Source organism: Kitasatospora sp. NPDC041917, assembly GCF_055589745.1.
The window spans coordinates 62,041-77,744 of record NZ_JBVJBI010000039.1 but is presented as its reverse complement, the minus strand read 5'-3'; the positions used below and the strand labels follow the sequence as shown (position 1 = coordinate 77,744).

Genomic DNA, 15,704 nt, shown 5'->3' with positions numbered 1-15,704 from the left:
CCAAAGTCTCCCCCCAAGGCTGTCACGCTCAGTAGCAATACCGGAACGAGGTGGGTCAACTCGCGACGGTTGAATACGCGAGCCCACCGGTATCAGTCCCCCGGGACGGAGCGAACCGCACGGTCCGATCGGCTGGTTCAGGTCGACGTCGTGATGCCGGGGTGACCTTTCGAGCTCCACCGTGAACTCCCGCCTCTCGGTCTGCCGGAGCCCCATATGCGAAAACATCGAGACTATGTCGGACTCAGGCCCGTCGTCAGGTCGGTCGTAACGCTGAACGATGACCGGGCGTAGTCAGTGCAGGATGACAGCCTGCTGGGTGTACGCCTCGACAGCCACGTGCACCTCGCGGAGAGTGCCAGAGTCGGAGTCCCGAGGGGTGACCGAGACGAACAGTCGTTCCCCCTGAGGGTGCTGAGACACAGCCTGGACAGGCAAGTCCCCGTGCACTACGCCAACTTGGATCACCGAGCGGGCCCTGCTGCGGGAGAAGTGGTTGAAGACCTCTGGAGACTCCTCTGTCCTGGGCCCCACACTACGGGTCACACCAACCTCGGTTGCCATGAACGATCGCACGGGACCCGCCCCGGACACTCCCTTCGCCTGCCTGTGACACCCTGAGCCCATGCACACCCCAGCCGACGCGTCCACCCCGGGCCTCCACCCCGATCCCGAGCAGGTGCTCACCGACTGGCTGACGACCACCCCGCTCGGCGACAGCGCCCAGCTGAACTACCCGCGCGAGGTCATGCGCTGGATCGCGTACATCGGGGACCGGGTCTGGGCCGCCGGCGGCCGCGACGTCAAGGACTGGGCCGCTGCCGCGGACAACGCCCGCACCCGCGCCTTCCTCGTCAGCGCCGTGCGCGGCTTCTACCAGCACGCCCAGCGCTTCGACCCCGGCATCGTCAACCCCGCCCCCAAGACCCTGCGCCCCTCCGTCGCCGACCTCCCCGGCCGCCCCGCCCTCACCCGCGCCGAATCCACCCTCTACGTCTCCGCACTGGACCGCTACAGCGGCCTGATGCCCCACCGCGCCCGCGCGCTCGGCTACCTCGTCCTCGGCCGCGGCCTGCGCGCCCACCAGGCCGTCGCCCTCGACGTCGAGGGCATCGTGCGCGAGCAGCACCGCACCACCGCCCTCGTCACCCTCAAGGGCGGCGGCACCGGGTTCCAGGAGCTCCCCCCACCCGTCGCCCTCGCCGTCGAGGACTACCTCCCCCACCGCCGCACCGCCGCCCCCCACAGCAGCCCCGAGGCCGGCCCGCTGCTCACCAGCGGCCGCGGCCGCCGACTCGACCCCGCGCCCAGCGTGCGCGACCTCCTGCGCGCCGTCGCCTCCACCCACCCCCAGCTCACCCACCTCGCCGACACCCTCACCGCCGACGGCCTCGCCGCCAGCCCCAACCCCTTCCTCGGGTAGGTCCCGCCGTCCGCACCAGGGAGCGGTGGGCGGGACCCGATGCGGGCGGCGTCGAGCACGTTGACCTGCGGTTCCGTGGTGGTCGAACAACGCGCCCACGATTGGAGGAACACCGGGGCCGGGCACCGAACGAGGATCCAATTGGCTGGTTGCCCAACCGATACGACCCGAGGATGTCCCCATGCGTCGTGCCCTTATAGCAGTTGCCTTGTGCGCCGCGACCGTTGCTCTCACGCTCGGAAGCGCGGGATTCGCCAACGCGGACGCCTGGGTCTACCCGCAACAGTGCCTGGACGGGGGCGGGGAGGTTTTCCAGATCGAACCCGGGCTCGGCAAGTGCGTCGGCGGGACGTACGACGGCATGGAGGTGCAGGAGCGACCCTGAGTCCATTCGATCTCCTCGCGAGTTCCTGAGCCGAGGCCGGAGACCACGGCGGGCCCGCTCACCCCCTCTTGCGGCCGCAGCGCGGGATCGCGGGAAGAAGGTCAGCGAAGTCGGGTGCGAGGTCGGTGACGGCGGCCGGTCGCCGACGTGGCGGCCGAACACCCTCAGGCCCCGCGGGGCGTTCCGCAGGCGGCTGCGCGAGTGGAGCTGGGCATCGCGAAGTCGACGCTGAGCGAGTTGTTGTCCGGCCAGTAAGGGTTGGCCGTGGCCGCAGGGACCGATGCTGCCCATCATCTGCTGGCCCGACGAGGGTTGGTGCGCCACGGATCCTGCCGCCGCCCGGGTCCGCCGATCGTGGTACGGGGGCGGCTGGTCGAGATCGAATGGCGCCGGGCGTCAGGGTGCGAATGCGAGGTAGCTTGCGGTGGCCAGTCCGGAGAAGGTGACGAGCTGGACGGGTTTGAGGCAGGAGAAGGCCGCGTGCATGGCGATGCCGGCCGCTGCGGCGTAGGGCCTGGTCTGGGGGAGGATCAGGCCGATGGGTAGCGCGAGTTCGACCACGATGACCGTGGCGGACAGCGCGCGCCAGGCACGGATGTCGTAGGCGGTCAGGTTGCCGAGGTGTTGCTGGACGAGCCGGGGGATGGCGAACTGGCGCCGGTGGCGGAGGTCGTTCTTGACCTGGGCGTAGGTGTGGATGAACTGCGCGAGGTAGAGGCCGCTGCGGAACTGGCTGGAGCGGATCTTGTGCCAGGCCGAGTTGAGGTAGATGTCCGAGGTGGCCAGAACGAGCAGGCACTGCGCCCAGGTGTTGGCGTGGCTGGGGAAATGCGTGAGGGTGAGCCCGTGACCGAGGTCTCCCGCGAGCAGGAGGCACCCGCCGGTGAGGATGATGTAGCGGACGGCGCTGGGGCTTCGCAGGTAGGCGAACTCCGTGGCGGCGCCGGCCAGCACGATCGGCAGGGTGAGGCGTGGTGCGAGGCCCAGGGCCAGCGCCGGCGCGGCCAGGGCCCGCAGGACGAGCATCGGCCGGTGGACGGCGAACAGGACGCGGGCCCGGGTGTCGCCGTGGCGTCGGCGGGCGAAGGCGGCCTGGACCTGGCCCGGGGCGAAGCGGTTCCACCCTCCACTGGTGAAGGCGGCGGCGAAGCGGAAGGTCAGGACAGCTCCGAAGGCGATCCGGAACATCTGGAGGCGGGAGGGGTCGGTGGGGTGCTGGAACCCGGAGGTGACGGCGTCAACGAACCACAACACGGCTGTTGCGCACCTCGATCCGCTGCTCGCCTCGGGCGGACAGGACACGTCCGTGACCGTCGATCCGGTCGTAGCGGCCGGTGCGTACGTAGTGGCTGATGATGGCCTGGAGTACGGGGGGGCAGCATGAGGCTGCCGGGTGACAGCTCCGCGTACGGGTTGACCGGCTCGGTGCGGCCGTCCTTGGTGCCGGTGAGGGTGACGATGCTGAAGGTGGCGTGGGAGAAGAGCTTCCAGCGGAACCAGCATCCGGGGCGGCGGGTGAAGCCGACGCCCATCCAGAGCATCAGGGCGAAGGTCAGGAGTTCGGCGAGTGTTGAGGGCATGACGGATCGACCTCCGGAGCGGGAGGGAGGTGGTGGAGCCCGCAGGGACGGCGGTCAGCGCTCGGGGTTCGCGGGCTGCTGCATGAACGCGGTGCCTGCCTCGTCCAGGGTGAGCGCCCCGCGCAGCAGCGCGGCGACGGTCTGAGCGATGGGCATCTCGATGCCGTGGGCGCGGGCGAGGGCGACGATGGCGTCGGCGCTCTTGACGCCCTCGGTGGTCTGGCGGGTGGCGGCGGCTGCCTCGTCGACGCTCAGTCCGGTGCCGAGGTGGTGGCCGAAGGTCCGGTTGCGGGAGAGCGGGGACGAACACGTGGCGACCAGGTCGCCGAGGCCGGCCAGCCCGACCAGGGTGGCGGGGTCGGCACCGAGTGCGGTGGCCAGCCTCGACGTCTCGGCCAGGCCCCGGGTGGTGAGCAGCGCGATGGCGTTGGCGCCCATGCCCATTCCGGCGGCGATGCCGACGGCCAGGGCGGTGACGTTCTTCAGGACGCCGCCGAGTTCGCAGCCGATGACGTCGGTGCTGGTGTAGGGGCGGAAGTAGGGGGTGCGGCATGCGGCTTGGAAGCGGCGGGCCGCGTCGGCGTCGGGGCAGGCGATGGTGGCGGCGGCCGGCTGTTCGGTGACGATTTCGCGCGCGAGGTTGGGGCCGGACAGGACCGCGATGCGCTGTGGGGGGATGCCGGTGGTCTCGGCGATGACCTCGCTGGCCCGCAGCCCGGTGTGCTGCTCGATGCCTTTCATCAGTGACACCACCAGCGTGGTGGGCGGGATGAAGGGGGCCCAGGTGGTGAGGTTGGCCCGCAGGGACTGTGCGGGGATGGAGAGCACCAGGTAGTCGGCCCGTTCCAGCGCGGCTGCCGGGTCGGTGGTGGCCGTGACCGTGGCGGGCAGTTCGATGTCCGGGAAGTAGCCGGGGTTGCGGCGGGTGGTGTTGATGGCGGTGGCGATCTCGGGGCGCCGGGCGTGCAGGGTGACGCCGGTGCCCGCATCGGCGAGGATCTTCGCCGCGGCGGTTCCCCACGATCCGGCCGAGAGGACGGCCGCGCGGACGGCGGGGTGTGCGGGGCTCATGTCCGGTTCCTCTCGGGGATCTCCAGGCCTTCCCGGATCGTAACGGGAACGCGCGGCGGGCCGGGCGTATCCGGGGGGCGGTGCAGGGTGAGCAGGACCGCGCGGCGGCCGGGCATTGTGGGGCGGCGGCGGTGGGCTTCGGCGAGCATGCCGGCGGCCTGCTCCCTGCCGAGCTCGCGTTCCAGCTGTGCCCGGTGAACGTTCCACAGGCCGTAGAGCCGGTCCCACATCGCCGGCTCGCCCGGCCGCTCGTCCAGGTGCTCCAGCACCAGCCCGGCGGCCTGGGCCTCCTCGGCCCAGGCGGGATCGGCGGTGCGGCGAGTGGCGCGCGTCAGGGCCATGCGGCCGCCGGGGACCAGGACGCGGGCCAGCTCACGCAGGGCGGCCTGGCGGTCGGCGGCGAAGCCGAGGGCGTCCACGCACACCACGCCGTGCGCGCGTTGGTCCGGCAGGCCGGTGTCCTCCAGGGATGCGGCCCTGAAGGACACCCGGGGCTGCGCCAGGCCGAAGTGCGGGATGCGGGCGGTGGCCCGGCGTACGGCGACGGGGGACAGGTCGAGGCCGACGAGGTCGGTGTCCAGGGCTCGGGCCAGCCACAGGCCGATGCCGCCGGTACCGCAGCCCGCCTCCACCAGGACCTGGCGGGGCCGCAGGCGCAGCCGCGTCACCAGCAGCCCCAGCAGGGCCCAGTCGCACGAGCCGGAGGCGCCGACCTGTTCGGGGTAGTCCTCGCCGAGTGCCTGGGCGTAGAGGCGCGCGGTGGTCGAGGAGCGGGAGCGGGCCACGTGGAAGGCGTCGAACCGGCCGGCGAGCTGGGTCTCGTGAGCAGCGCGGTCGGGGACCGTGTGCGGTGCGGGGGTCATCGGGGCATCGTCCTGGTCATCCGGGAGCCGGCGCCCGGGCACACGACGTGCACCGCGGGCACGAGATCGTCCGGTCCGGACAGGGCGATCGCGGCCGGCTCGTGCCCGGTGACCTGCTCGACGGCCGCCGCCGTGGCGTGCACCCGCTCGGCGAAGGACCCGGCGGCGGGCGCGAAGCCCTGAACGGCCCGCTCCCAGGGGATCAGCACTGGGCGCGCAGGCCGGGCGAGGGCCGCACCGGCCGGTGCGATGTCGCCGGGCAGGTCGTCGCGGGTCCCGGCGATCAGGGTCAGGCGCGACTGGGCGGCCTCCGTCACCGCGCGCGTGAGGGCGATCCCCGGGCTGTGGTGGCAGCCTCCCCCGGCGAACACCGCCGGCAGGTCCTCCGACCACAGGTAGGCCAGGCACACCGGCAGCCCGTACGGGCCTTCCACCAGGGCCAGTTCGAGCTCCATCCGTGCCCGCAGGACGCGCTCGACCACCTCGCGTCCCGCCGGATCGTCCACGGTGCCCGGCTCGATCCAGACCCGCAGTCAGCCGCCGGCCTGGATGTCGCGGTGCAGCACGTCGCGCTCGACCACCTCGTACAGGCCGTGCAACACCGCTTCCTCGCGGCTGTTCCCGCAGGCCAGCCCCGTACTGGTCGCCCGCAGCAGGTCCGGACTCCAGTCACCGCGCTGCGCTCGGCGGCGCACCAGGTCCACCGGCAGCAGCATGCCGGTGCCGCGCACCAGTCCCGTCGCCGGTGTCCAGTCCCACACCACCCGGGCGAGCGCCGCCTCGTCGACCGGGCCGTTGAGCGGCAGCGCCCCCACGGGGCAGTCGGGGGCGACGTCCACGGCCCGTCCGCGCACGGACACGGGCAGGGGCTGTTCGACGTGCCACAGCTCGATCGCCTCCATCACCGCAGACAGCCGGGCCAGGTCGTCGGTCAGCCCCTTGCCCTGCGACGCGCTCAGGGTCAGCGAGGCGGGCCGGATCGCCGTCCAGGTCGGCAAGCCGATCACATCCAGGTCCGTCAGCCGGGCCACCCGGGTGATCCCGTAGGACGGCAGGGCTCCGGACAGCGCGTTCCACGTCTCTTGCGGGGGCCGGGCCCGGACCGTGCCGGGCAGCTCGATCAGTTGGTCATCGCGCATGGGACTCCTTGCGCTCGTCGAGGTAGCCGGGCACCAGGGCCCTGGCCGCGTCCACCGCCCGTACCGCCGACCCCAGCCCGCGGGCGGACGCTTCGTCGTCCAGCCGGCTGTCGTCCACCTGCCAGGCCCGCGTCAGCAGGCCGCGGACGAGGTCGGCCCGCACCGCGCCGACCGAGAACCCCGGCCGTGCGCGGGCGGCGTCCCGGGCCGCGGCGTCCCGGGCCGCGGCGTACCGGGCCGCGGCGTACCGGGCGACCGCGAGCCGGTCGGCCAGGGTCTCCCCGGCCAGCAGCCGGGCCACCACCCGCCCGTCACGCAGGTCCACCGGCGGGCGGAACACCCGGTGCGCGGGCAGGCCGCCGGCGTCGGCAAGCCGCTCCTCCAAGGGCCGGCCGTCGCCGGCCGCGCGCCGGGAGTGCTCCTGAAGGAAGGCGTGCCAGCGTGCGGGGAAGCGGGGGTCGAAGACCTGCTGGTAGACGACCCGGTCGAGCGTCAGCAAGTCCAGACCGCCGACCCGCTGCCGGGCGTGGGCGTTGGCCCACTGCCGGAAGTAGGAGTTCTCCGCCACCACCGGCGCCACGGGCACCGGGGTGTCGTCCAGGGCCCGGTGGACGGCGGCCAGGGCATCAGCCCGCTTCAGGTCCCCGAAGTGTCGGTCGGCGGCGCGCCGGCCCGCGAGCCAGTCGAGGAAGTCCACCGCGCCGGCCCGACGGCAGATCGCGCGGACGGCCGCCGCGGTGCGCTGCGGGTAGTACACCGCCCGGAAGCGCTCCAGCAGGGTCTCAGCGCGGGCCTGGTCCACGACACCCTCGCGGCCGGCCAGCTCCAGCATGTGCCGGAGGTTGACCAGCGGAACGGTCAACGCCTGCCGCGGCCCGTCCGGGGCCTGCCCTACGGCGACCTCGTCGTCGCCGGTGATCTCACCGCGCACGTAGGCGCCGTAGACGGCCCCGACACCGACCGTCCCGTACCGGGCCAGCTCGGCCGCCCGCAGAGCCCCGATGCTCGCCGCGCCGAACACCTCGATGCCGCGCCCCAGGACGGCCAGGATCTCCTTGTGGCGCAGGGCCGGGCTCTGGTGGAAGACCCCGTCGATCAGGACGATCCGGTCGCCGTCGGCGATCGAGTCAGTGAACAGGTCGCCGTGCCGGGCCGGAAGGTGCGTCCGGATGCGCGGGTGGTGCAGCAGGGGCTCGGACGGGCCGAGCGTCGGCCCGACGTACAGATGAATCATCAGATCCCCCAGGAGATAGGGCGGGGTGGCGGCCCACAGGCCCCTGCCTGCGGGCCGCCACCCCGGGTTCAGGCAGCGGCGGTGACTACCACTCCTGCTCGACGTCCTCGGCGAGCACCAGGTCCTCCAGGACCTGCGGGTTCTCCTCCGGGTCGGTACTCGCGGCGATGGGGATGGCGGCGGACTTCGACTGCATGGTGCCCTCCTTCGATTCGCGTCCCTGCCGTCCGAGAGCGGACGCGCAGTGGACGGCGGTGGTACTACGGTCCCGCTCGCGACCCGCTTCGGTCACGGGCAGCGGTGACCGCCTTTTCTGGACCGGCGTCAGCTTGCTCACCTGGGTGGATGTTTCGAGGCAGACCCAGATAAGGACTGTGCGTCACATCAGATTCGCGGAGTGTGACCCATGCGGCGTAGTCGGGTCGCTACGGTGACGTGGTCAGGCTGCTCACCGCACGCATCCGGGAGCCACCATGCCTCCACGCCCCAAGCCCGGGTCCAAGACCGACCGGGACTCGCTCCGGACCGAACTCCTCGCCGTCGGCGCCCCGATCGCGACGATCGCCGCCGAGATGCGCACCCGCTTCGGCTGCCGTCCACGGGAGGCCTGGCGCCACGTCCACGGCTGGACTCTCCAGGAGGCGGCCGACCGGTTCAACAACGCCGTCGGGGCCGCCGGGCCCGCGACGGACGCCTCCCTTCTCGGCAAATGGGAGAAGTGGCCGGCCGCGGCGGGCCGGCGGGTCACCCTGCGGGTGCTCACCGTCCTCGCCGAGCTCTACGGCGCCTCGTTGGAGGACCTGCTGGATCTGGAAGACCGCCGGGCCCTGCCCGAGTCGGATCTGCGCGTGCTGCGGCACCAGGCCGCCGGCGATCCGGCTACGGCCGTTGCGGTGCCCGTCCCCCCGGTGCCCGACGTGCCGCTCACCGGTGTCGACCTCATCCGTACCGCGGCCGACGAGTCGGCGGAATGGACACAGTGGGCCGAGGTGCCCAGCTGCGGGCCGATCAGTGTGGAGCAGTTCGCCGCCGACGCCCGCGGCTTCGCCGCCGATTACTTGATGGCCGAGGACCCGCTGAGGGTCTTCGGGGACACCCACAGGGCAGCTGTCCGGGTGTGGGACCTGCTGTACGGGCACCAGCACCTGGAACACCGTCAACGGCTCTTCACGACCGCGGGGTATCTGGCCGCGATGATGGCCTGGATGACCAGCGACCTCGGGCACAAGCGGCAGGCCTCGACGCACATCCGTGCCGCCATGGTGGCCGCCGAGATGGCCGGCGACCCGGGCCTGGAGGCCTGGGTCGCCGCCACGCGCAGCAAGCTCGCGTTCTGGGCCGGCGACTTCCGTGCGGCCGTCCAGCACGCCGACCACGGCGCCGCCCTCCAGGCACCCGGTACCGTCACCGCGCTGCTCCACTGCCAGGCTGCGGACGCATGGGCGGAAGTCGGCGCGCGCGCCAAGGCGATGGCGGCCTTCGGTCGAGCCGAGGAGGCCGCCGAAGGCGACCGAGCCAACATACTCCACGACCAGGTCGGCGGGCTGTTCGCCTGCCCGGACGGACGGCTGGCCAACTACGGAGCCGCCGTCTACCTGCGTGGTGACAACCCGGCCAAGGCGCTCGCCCACGCCGACCGCGGACTCGCCGCACTTCAGCGCCAGGACGTCCGGCCCCTGGGCACCATCGCCCAGCTCCACATCACCCGCGCCGGTGCCCACCTGCTCGCCGCTGAACCCGAAGGCGTCCTCGACGCGCTCGCCCCCGTTCTCGCACTGCCCGCCGAACACCGCACCCCCCGTCCGGCGGCGCCTGCGCGACCTCGCCCGGGACGCTGCCGGATCGCCCATGGGTGACAGCGCCGCCGGACGCCGCTTGCAAAGCGTCGTGGAGACCGCCATCCGCGAGGCCAAACTCGCCCTCTCCCTCGCCTCCCCGGACAGTGATTGGATCGGCTCATGACTGACACCCCTGCGCGCATGGCCGATCACTGGTGGTGGCGGCCGGGTTGGGAACCGGGCACCCGCTGGTACACCTGGCATCTGACCTTCGACGGCGCCGAAGACGTCCACCGCCTGGCCGCCGACTACCGCCACGCCCTGGCCGACGTTCCCGGCCTGGACCTGGTCCCCGACCGCTGGCTGCACCTCACCATGCAGGGCCTCGGTTCCACCGCCAAGGTCAGCGAGGCCGACGCACTCGCGATCGCCGACGCCGCCACCCACCACCTCGCGAAGATCCCGGCGTTTGACCTCGCACTGGGACCGGCGATGGTCACCCCCGAGGCCCTGCTTCTCACCATCGACCCTGCCGGGCCCGTCCACACCGTCCGAACCGCCCTCCGCGCGGCCATCGCCGACGTCTGGCCCGAGGTCCCCGAGCCCGCCGACGGCTTCCGGCCCCACGTCTCGGTGGCCTACTCCTGTGCCGACGGCCCGGCCCAACCGGCCGCCGACGCCCTCGCCACCGTCACCACCTACCCGGCCACCGCCCGCGTCACCGCGGCCGAACTCATCGTCCTGGGCCGCGACCGACAGATGTACGAGTGGGAGACCGCCGCCCGCGTACCACTCGGCTGAGCAACATCTGGTCCGGGCGACGCCGGTGCCCGCCGGGGCCAGGCGCTGGACGAGGGCGGTGACCTCGGCGGTGGTACCGACGGTGACGGTCGATTTCCCGACGATGGTGCAGGGCTCAGTGAGGTGGAGGGCGAGCCGGCGGACGGCGCCGCAGACCTGACGCCGACGAGCTTGCGAGCATCCTTCGTAGGTCCCGGGGGAGCTATCCTCGCGCGTGCGCGGCCGACTACGGGCACCTGACCGGGCTCGGCTACGAGCCGGAGCTATCCCCGCGCGTGCGCGGCCGACAGGACGAAGACCATGCGGGCCATCGGATCACTGGAGCTATCCCCGCGCATGCGGGGCCGACTTCGGGTACGACCTGCGCCGCATCGCGACCGCGGAGCTATCCCCGCGCATGCGGGGCCGACGCCCCCTCGCGGCAGACCGCGGGACTCCTCTGGGAGCTATCCCCGCGCATGCGGGGCCGACGAACTCCTCGACGACGGCGAGCACACCGGCATCGAGCTATCCCCGCGCATGCGGGGCCGACGCTGCGCTCCTGCAAGCGACAGTGCTCGCTGCGGAGCTATCCCCGCGCATGCGGGGCCGACCTTCCTGACCTGCCGTGATCCGTCACAGGGTATGCCAATTCATTCAGTTCAAATCCAGGACCCCGCCTGCGACAGAGGGCCGACACTTCCCTTCCCGGTCCAGGGCCGCCAGCCCCGCAAGTGGTGGGCGTCAATGAGTACGCGCCACACAAAGATCGCGCCCACGGGACAGTTCTGGTCGGCGCCGAGAGCCGCTGACCCGGCCTCCGACAGGGTGGCGGAAACGAGAGAAGACGCACCATGGATCCCCGCATACCCCGCCTGCGCCGCAAGCTGGCCGCGATCACGTTCCAACCGGTGCGCAGCCACTCCTTCGGGGAAGAGCAGCACAGGTTCCGCCTCGGTCCAAAGCTGGCGGAAGCACGCGTCGCTGCGTTCGAGGCCGAACACGACATCATCGTGCCTGATGCCTACCGGCAGTTCCTCACGCACATCGGTGGCTCCGGCGCGGCACCGATCTACGGTCTCAGGCCGCTGGAGCGGTGCTCCCTGCTGGTCATGAATCCGCGCGGAGAACCGGGAGCACCGCGGGGCTTCGGCAGCCCGAAACCCGGGGCCCACGAACGCGACCTCTTCCTCCACATCATCGAGATGGGCTGCACCGACGTATGCGTCGTCGCGGTGACCGGTCCTCTCGTGGGCCGCGTCCTCATCGGCAACCGTGACGGCTACTGGGGTCCCAACGTCTCCTCCGTGGCTTTAATCACGAGTCCTGACGTCAGTTGTTCACGAGTTTGGGAGGCACCTCGAACCACGGACGGGTGATGTTCACGAGTTTTGACGTCACCGGGGTACTTGCCCGGGCAGCATCGGGGTGCTCCTGGTGAAAGGCCCTGGTCATGCCGCAGATGTCGAAGGTCGAGCTGTACGCCGCGATCCGGCGCGACCACCGCAACGGCATGAAGCTGCGGGAGATCGAGCGCAAGTACAACGTCTCGTGGCGGACGATCAGGAAGGCCGTGGACTCGGTCTGGCCTGAGCCGCGGAAGAAGCTCCCGCCCAGGCCGACCGGGCTGGACCCGTACAAGGCGGTGATCGACGGGATCCTGCGGGCGGATCTGGACGCGCCGCGCAAGCAGCGGCATACGGTCACCCGGATCTTCCACCGCCTGGTCGACGAGCACGGCGCCGACATCTCCTACCAGCAGGTCCGGCGCTACGTCGCTGACCGCAAGCCGCAGATCCTGGTCGAGTCGGGCAAGGCCCCGATCGAGGCGTTCGTCCCGCAGACGCACCAGCCCGGGATGGAGGCGGAGGTCGACTTCGGCGACGTGACGGTGAAGCTCGCGGGCGAGCTGGTGACCTGCTACTTGTTCTCCTTCCGGCTGTCCTACTCGGGCAAGGCCGTCCACCGCGTCTTCGCGTCCTGCGGGCAGGAGGCGTTCTTCGAGGGCCACGTCCACGCGCTGCAGACATTGGGCGGCGTCCCGCGGAGCAAGGTCCGCTACGACAACCTGAAGGCCGCCGTCGCCCGGGTGTTGGGGCTGAGCCGGGCGCGGGTGGAGGCCGACCGGTGGATTGCCTTCAAGTCGCACTTCGGGATCGAGAGCTTCTACTGCAGGCCTGGCATCGAGGGCGCCCACGAGAAGGGCGGCGTCGAGGGCCAGATCGGCTACTTCCGCCGCAATCACTTCGCGCCGGTTCCGGAAGTCGAGTCGCTGGCGGAGCTGAACGAGCTGGTCGAGCAGTGGGACCGGCACGACGGGCGGCGCCGGATCGGCTCCCGGGCGAGGACGGTCGACGAGTACTTCGAGGACGAGCGAGCGCGGCTGCTGCCACTGCCGGAGGACCCGTTCGAGACCGGGCGGGTGTTCACCCCGCGGGTCGACCGCTACGGCCAGATCGCGGTCCGCACCAACCGCTACTCGGTGCCGGTCCGCCTGATCGGCAAGCGGGTCCGAGTGCTGCTGCACGCCTCCCATCTGGTGGTCTACGACAGGAACGTGGAGGTCGCCCGGCACGAGCGGCTGATCGCCAAAGGCGCCTGCCGGCTGGAGCTGGACCACTACCTGGAGGCCCTGGTCCGCAAGCCGGGCGCTTTCCCCGGCGCGACCGCGCTCGACCAGGCCCGCTCCGCCGGGAAGTTCACCCCGGTCCACGACGCCTGGTGGGCCGCGGCGGTCAGGGCCCACGGCGACGCCGAGGGCACCCGGGCGCTGATCGAGGTGCTGCTGCTGGGCCGTCACCTGGCCCACGAGCACGTCGTCGCCGGCCTGGCCACCGCCCTGCGGGCCGGAGCTCTGACCGCGGACGCGGTTGCCCTGGAGGCCCGCAAGGCCGCCCAGACCGAGGACGAGCCAGCCGCCGCCGTCCCCTCGTTGCGGCCGTCTGCCGGGCCGAGAGAGGCGACCGTGACCTTCCTGCACGAGTGGAAGCTCAACCACCTGCCTCCGGACACCAGGCCGCTGCCTTCGGTGACCCACTACGACCAGTTGCTCCGACACCGCCGCACCGGCGGCGACCGCCGAGAGGGAGAAGCGCCATGACCAACCTGCCCCGCCAGCGAGGACTGACCGAACAGGCCGCGACCACGGCCATCGACACCGCCTGTCGGCTGCTGAGGCTGCCGTCGATCCGCAACGAGTTCGCCGACATCGCCGACCGGGCGGCCAAGGACCAGATGACCTATCGCGGCTTCCTCGCCGAACTGTTGATGGCCGAGTGCGACGACCGGGCCCGGCGCCGCTCGGAGCGTCGGATCAAGGCCGCCGGGTTCCCCCGGGACAAGTCGCTGCGGACCTTCGACTTCGACGCCAACCCCAACATCGACCCCGCCGTGATCAACACTCTCGCGAGCTGCGAGTGGATCAAGAAGAGCCAGCCGCTCTGCCTGATCGGCGACTCCGGCACCGGCAAGTCCCACATGCTCATCGCCCTGGGCACCGAGGCCGCCATGCAGGGCTACCGGGTCCGCTACACCCTCGCCACGAAGCTGGTGAACGAGCTGGTGGAGGCCGCCGACGAGAAGCAGCTGAACAAGACCATCGCCCGCTACGGCCGCGTCGACCTGCTCTGCATCGACGAGCTCGGCTACATGGAGCTGGACCGCCGCGGCGCCGAACTGCTCTTCCAGGTGCTGACCGAGCGCGAGGAGAAGAACAGCGTCGCCATCGCCTCCAATGAATCCTTCGGCGGCTGGACCAAGACCTTCACCGACCCCCGCCTCTGCGCGGCGATCGTCGACCGCCTGACCTTCAACGGCACCATCATCGCGACGGGCACCGACTCCTACCGGCTTGCCTCGACGCGGGCGCGGGCCGAGGAACCGGCGAAGGCCGGCTGACTGCTGCTTGCCCTTACTCGGCGGTCCTCCGCCCTCCGGGCGGAGGACCGCCACCGCCTTTCGGTATGTTCTTCCGGACTCGCGCCGGCGGGCCACACGCGCATTCGAGGGGGAAACGTGCCAGGCGAGCGGCTTGACGCGGACTGGGTCCGATCCTGGTGGGAGCAGGCTGATGCGGCGCTGACGAAGCTAATGCAGTCGTTCCTCACGACACACGGCTTCCCGCCCGGCCACAACGCCGTGGTCCTCGCGACCGACGACAGCCACCAGGCCACGAGCGCACTTGTGGACCTGACACCGATCCCCTCCGACCTGACCACGCTCTACTGGGTGATCAGCGAGGCCGCCCTGCCCGATGTCGACAGCGGGTACTTCATCCACTCACCCGCGACGGTGGCCGAACACTTCCGCGAGTACGGCCCCGCGCCGATCGACGGTGAGTGGATCGCACTGGTATTCGCCAGTGATGGTGGCGGCCGCCTGTTCGCGATCGGCGACAGCGGACAAGTCTGGAAGTCCACTTCAGCTTCCTGGTCCGACGACTTCGACGTCGCCGCAGTCAGCCTGCAGGAGTTCCTCGAACAGATCGGCCAACGGATCGCGAACCAGCACGAGTAGTGGTTGTCGGATCCGTCAGGCGATGCCGGCTTCGCCCATCACGATCCCGTCTGCGGGCCCAAGCTCCTCGCCCGGCGGGATGAAGGTGTCTGCGCTGTCGGCGTCCTCGACATGGCCGTACTCGTCGACCGTGATAGCCGTTGCCCGTCCGTTCGACGTGATCAGCCACGCGAGGACCTGCTCGGTCAGCGGGGTTCCGCCGGGTCCCTGGTCCGTCCAGTGAGCTCGCCATCCTCCGCCGGGCACCGCGGCAACGACCTGGTCGGCCGGCTCCAGGTGGGAGAAGTCCTCGTAGTCCGTCACCGAACGAAGGGCTCCTCGCTTCCGGTCGACCACCAGCGCCGCCCCGGTGGCCTGGTCCCAGCCCTCCACACGCACCATGCGACCGATCTCATTCTCGGTGCCGTTGAAGATCGCAATCCAGCCGGTCTGATTGAAGTAACGGAGATCCACAGCCCCATCATCTCGAACGGAATCACCGCAGGGTGACGTCATCTCTCGTGAACATTTGCAGCACTCAAGATCGCCAACTGCTGCCCAAAGTGCTGACCAATCGCTGCTACTTCACGTGAACGAAGCCACCTCCGCCACCGACTTCCTCGACTGGTACGAACGCTGGCTCGACCACATGAGCGCAGGACTCGACAACCGGGCCCTGGAGCTCACCTCGCCTCGGCTTCGTGCCCATCCGATCCGCCATCGCCTGGCACCAAGGATCTGACTCCCTAACGGCGACACGGAAGTCCGAGTCAGGACCGGGACTCGTGGGCAGGGCCGACCCGGGCCGTGGTCAGGACGACGGGTCATTCCGGGCTTCGCTGTCAGCCGTGCCAGGGCTCAGCATGCGCAGGCAGCAGTGGAGGCCGCTGTCCCCAGAGGTCGCAACCGCGTTCATCCGCGGCAGCCGGCGCCATCAACCTCGCTGTCTCATGCCAA

12 protein-coding genes, 2 pseudogenes and 1 CRISPR repeat array are annotated in these 15,704 nt (G+C 71.1%); of the genes and pseudogenes, 8 read left to right on the top strand and 6 right to left on the bottom strand.

The features are described from left to right. Positions 1 to 625 precede the first annotated feature (625 nt). Positions 626 to 1,423, top strand: coding sequence for a hypothetical protein (locus tag ACZ6EM_RS32625; protein ID WP_465773947.1), 798 nt, complete (start codon positions 626 to 628; stop codon positions 1,421 to 1,423). A 781-nt stretch (positions 1,424 to 2,204) separates the two neighbouring features. On the opposite strand, the gene ACZ6EM_RS32620 is transcribed toward ACZ6EM_RS32625, so the two are convergent. The 5 genes and pseudogenes from ACZ6EM_RS32620 to ACZ6EM_RS32600 all read right to left on the bottom strand — a co-directional run bounded on the left by ACZ6EM_RS32620 (position 2,205) and on the right by ACZ6EM_RS32600 (position 7,695). Then, on the bottom strand, positions 2,205 to 3,062 hold the full coding sequence (locus tag ACZ6EM_RS32620; RefSeq protein WP_465773946.1) for a hypothetical protein: 858 nt from the start codon (positions 3,060 to 3,062) through the stop codon (positions 2,205 to 2,207). Positions 3,063 to 3,442: 380 nt separating this feature from the next. Continuing rightward, positions 3,443 to 4,459 (bottom strand): NAD(P)H-dependent glycerol-3-phosphate dehydrogenase, encoded by a 1,017-nt coding sequence (locus ACZ6EM_RS32615; RefSeq protein ID WP_465773945.1) that lies wholly within the window; start codon positions 4,457 to 4,459, stop codon positions 3,443 to 3,445. Continuing rightward, on the bottom strand, positions 4,456 to 5,322 hold the full coding sequence (locus ACZ6EM_RS32610; RefSeq protein WP_465773944.1) for a class I SAM-dependent methyltransferase: 867 nt from the start codon (positions 5,320 to 5,322) through the stop codon (positions 4,456 to 4,458). The genes ACZ6EM_RS32615 and ACZ6EM_RS32610 overlap by 4 nt, the downstream gene beginning before the upstream one ends. Continuing rightward, positions 5,319 to 6,461, bottom strand: a pseudogene (locus ACZ6EM_RS32605) (YcaO-like family protein). Before ACZ6EM_RS32605 ends, ACZ6EM_RS32610 begins: the two are co-directional and overlap by 4 nt. Then, positions 6,451 to 7,695, bottom strand: coding sequence for a TfuA-like protein (locus tag ACZ6EM_RS32600; protein ID WP_465773943.1), 1,245 nt, complete (start codon positions 7,693 to 7,695; stop codon positions 6,451 to 6,453). Before ACZ6EM_RS32600 ends, ACZ6EM_RS32605 begins: the two are co-directional and overlap by 11 nt. Positions 7,696 to 8,168: 473 nt before the next feature. Here ACZ6EM_RS32600 and ACZ6EM_RS32595 point away from each other — a divergent pair, with 473 nt between their 5' ends. The 6 genes from ACZ6EM_RS32595 to ACZ6EM_RS32570 all read left to right on the top strand — a co-directional run bounded on the left by ACZ6EM_RS32595 (position 8,169) and on the right by ACZ6EM_RS32570 (position 14,768). Continuing rightward, entirely contained in the window at positions 8,169 to 9,551 is a 1,383-nt protein-coding gene (locus ACZ6EM_RS32595) for an XRE family transcriptional regulator (RefSeq protein ID WP_465773942.1), read from the top strand. Positions 9,552 to 9,653: 102 nt separating this feature from the next. Next, positions 9,654 to 10,274 (top strand): 2'-5' RNA ligase family protein, encoded by a 621-nt coding sequence (locus ACZ6EM_RS32590; RefSeq protein ID WP_331768606.1) that lies wholly within the window; start codon positions 9,654 to 9,656, stop codon positions 10,272 to 10,274. Positions 10,275 to 10,473: 199 nt separating this feature from the next. Continuing rightward, a CRISPR array of direct repeats spans positions 10,474 to 10,867; the repeat unit is 28 nt; unit sequence GAGCTATCCCCGCGCATGCGGGGCCGAC. Positions 10,868 to 11,107: 240 nt separating this feature from the next. Then, the gene (locus tag ACZ6EM_RS32585; protein WP_465773941.1) at positions 11,108 to 11,632 is read left to right on the top strand and encodes an SMI1/KNR4 family protein; all 525 of its coding nucleotides are present in this window, start codon (positions 11,108 to 11,110) and stop codon (positions 11,630 to 11,632) included. Positions 11,633 to 11,715: 83 nt separating this feature from the next. Continuing rightward, positions 11,716 to 13,353 carry an IS21 family transposase gene (gene istA, locus ACZ6EM_RS32580; RefSeq protein ID WP_465773951.1) on the top strand — a complete coding sequence of 546 codons (1,638 nt, stop codon included), beginning with the start codon at positions 11,716 to 11,718 and terminating at the stop codon, positions 13,351 to 13,353. Next, positions 13,350 to 14,150, top strand: a complete 801-nt coding sequence (istB, locus tag ACZ6EM_RS32575; protein ID WP_465773940.1) for an IS21-like element helper ATPase IstB — start codon at positions 13,350 to 13,352, stop codon at positions 14,148 to 14,150. Before istA ends, istB begins: the two co-directional genes overlap by 4 nt. Positions 14,151 to 14,267: 117 nt before the next feature. Continuing rightward, positions 14,268 to 14,768, top strand: coding sequence for a hypothetical protein (locus ACZ6EM_RS32570; protein WP_465773939.1), 501 nt, complete (start codon positions 14,268 to 14,270; stop codon positions 14,766 to 14,768). Between the two features lie 15 nt (positions 14,769 to 14,783). Here ACZ6EM_RS32570 and ACZ6EM_RS32565 read toward each other — a convergent pair whose 3' ends face one another. Beyond that, positions 14,784 to 15,221, bottom strand: a complete 438-nt coding sequence (locus tag ACZ6EM_RS32565) for a hypothetical protein (RefSeq protein ID WP_465773938.1) — start codon at positions 15,219 to 15,221, stop codon at positions 14,784 to 14,786. A 127-nt stretch (positions 15,222 to 15,348) separates the two neighbouring features. Here ACZ6EM_RS32565 and ACZ6EM_RS32560 point away from each other — a divergent pair. After that, positions 15,349 to 15,489: pseudogene (locus ACZ6EM_RS32560) on the top strand (SMI1/KNR4 family protein); the annotation flags it as partial. Positions 15,490 to 15,704: the final 215 nt, after the last annotated feature.

Bases quoted from the DNA above. Each gene is read 5' to 3' on its own strand.
- ACZ6EM_RS32625 (WP_465773947.1), top strand. From the start codon at position 626: ATGCACACCCCAGCCGACGCGTCCACCCCGGGCCTCCACCCCGATCCC.
- ACZ6EM_RS32615 (WP_465773945.1), bottom strand. From the start codon at position 4,459: ATGAGCCCCGCACACCCCGCCGTCCGCGCGGCCGTCCTCTCGGCCGGA.
- ACZ6EM_RS32610 (WP_465773944.1), bottom strand. From the start codon at position 5,322: ATGACCCCCGCACCGCACACGGTCCCCGACCGCGCTGCTCACGAGACC.
- ACZ6EM_RS32600 (WP_465773943.1), bottom strand. From the start codon at position 7,695: ATGATTCATCTGTACGTCGGGCCGACGCTCGGCCCGTCCGAGCCCCTG.
- ACZ6EM_RS32595 (WP_465773942.1), top strand. From the start codon at position 8,169: ATGCCTCCACGCCCCAAGCCCGGGTCCAAGACCGACCGGGACTCGCTC.
- ACZ6EM_RS32590 (WP_331768606.1), top strand. From the start codon at position 9,654: ATGACTGACACCCCTGCGCGCATGGCCGATCACTGGTGGTGGCGGCCG.
- ACZ6EM_RS32585 (WP_465773941.1), top strand. From the start codon at position 11,108: ATGGATCCCCGCATACCCCGCCTGCGCCGCAAGCTGGCCGCGATCACG.
- istA (WP_465773951.1), top strand. From the start codon at position 11,716: ATGTCGAAGGTCGAGCTGTACGCCGCGATCCGGCGCGACCACCGCAAC.
- istB (WP_465773940.1), top strand. From the start codon at position 13,350: ATGACCAACCTGCCCCGCCAGCGAGGACTGACCGAACAGGCCGCGACC.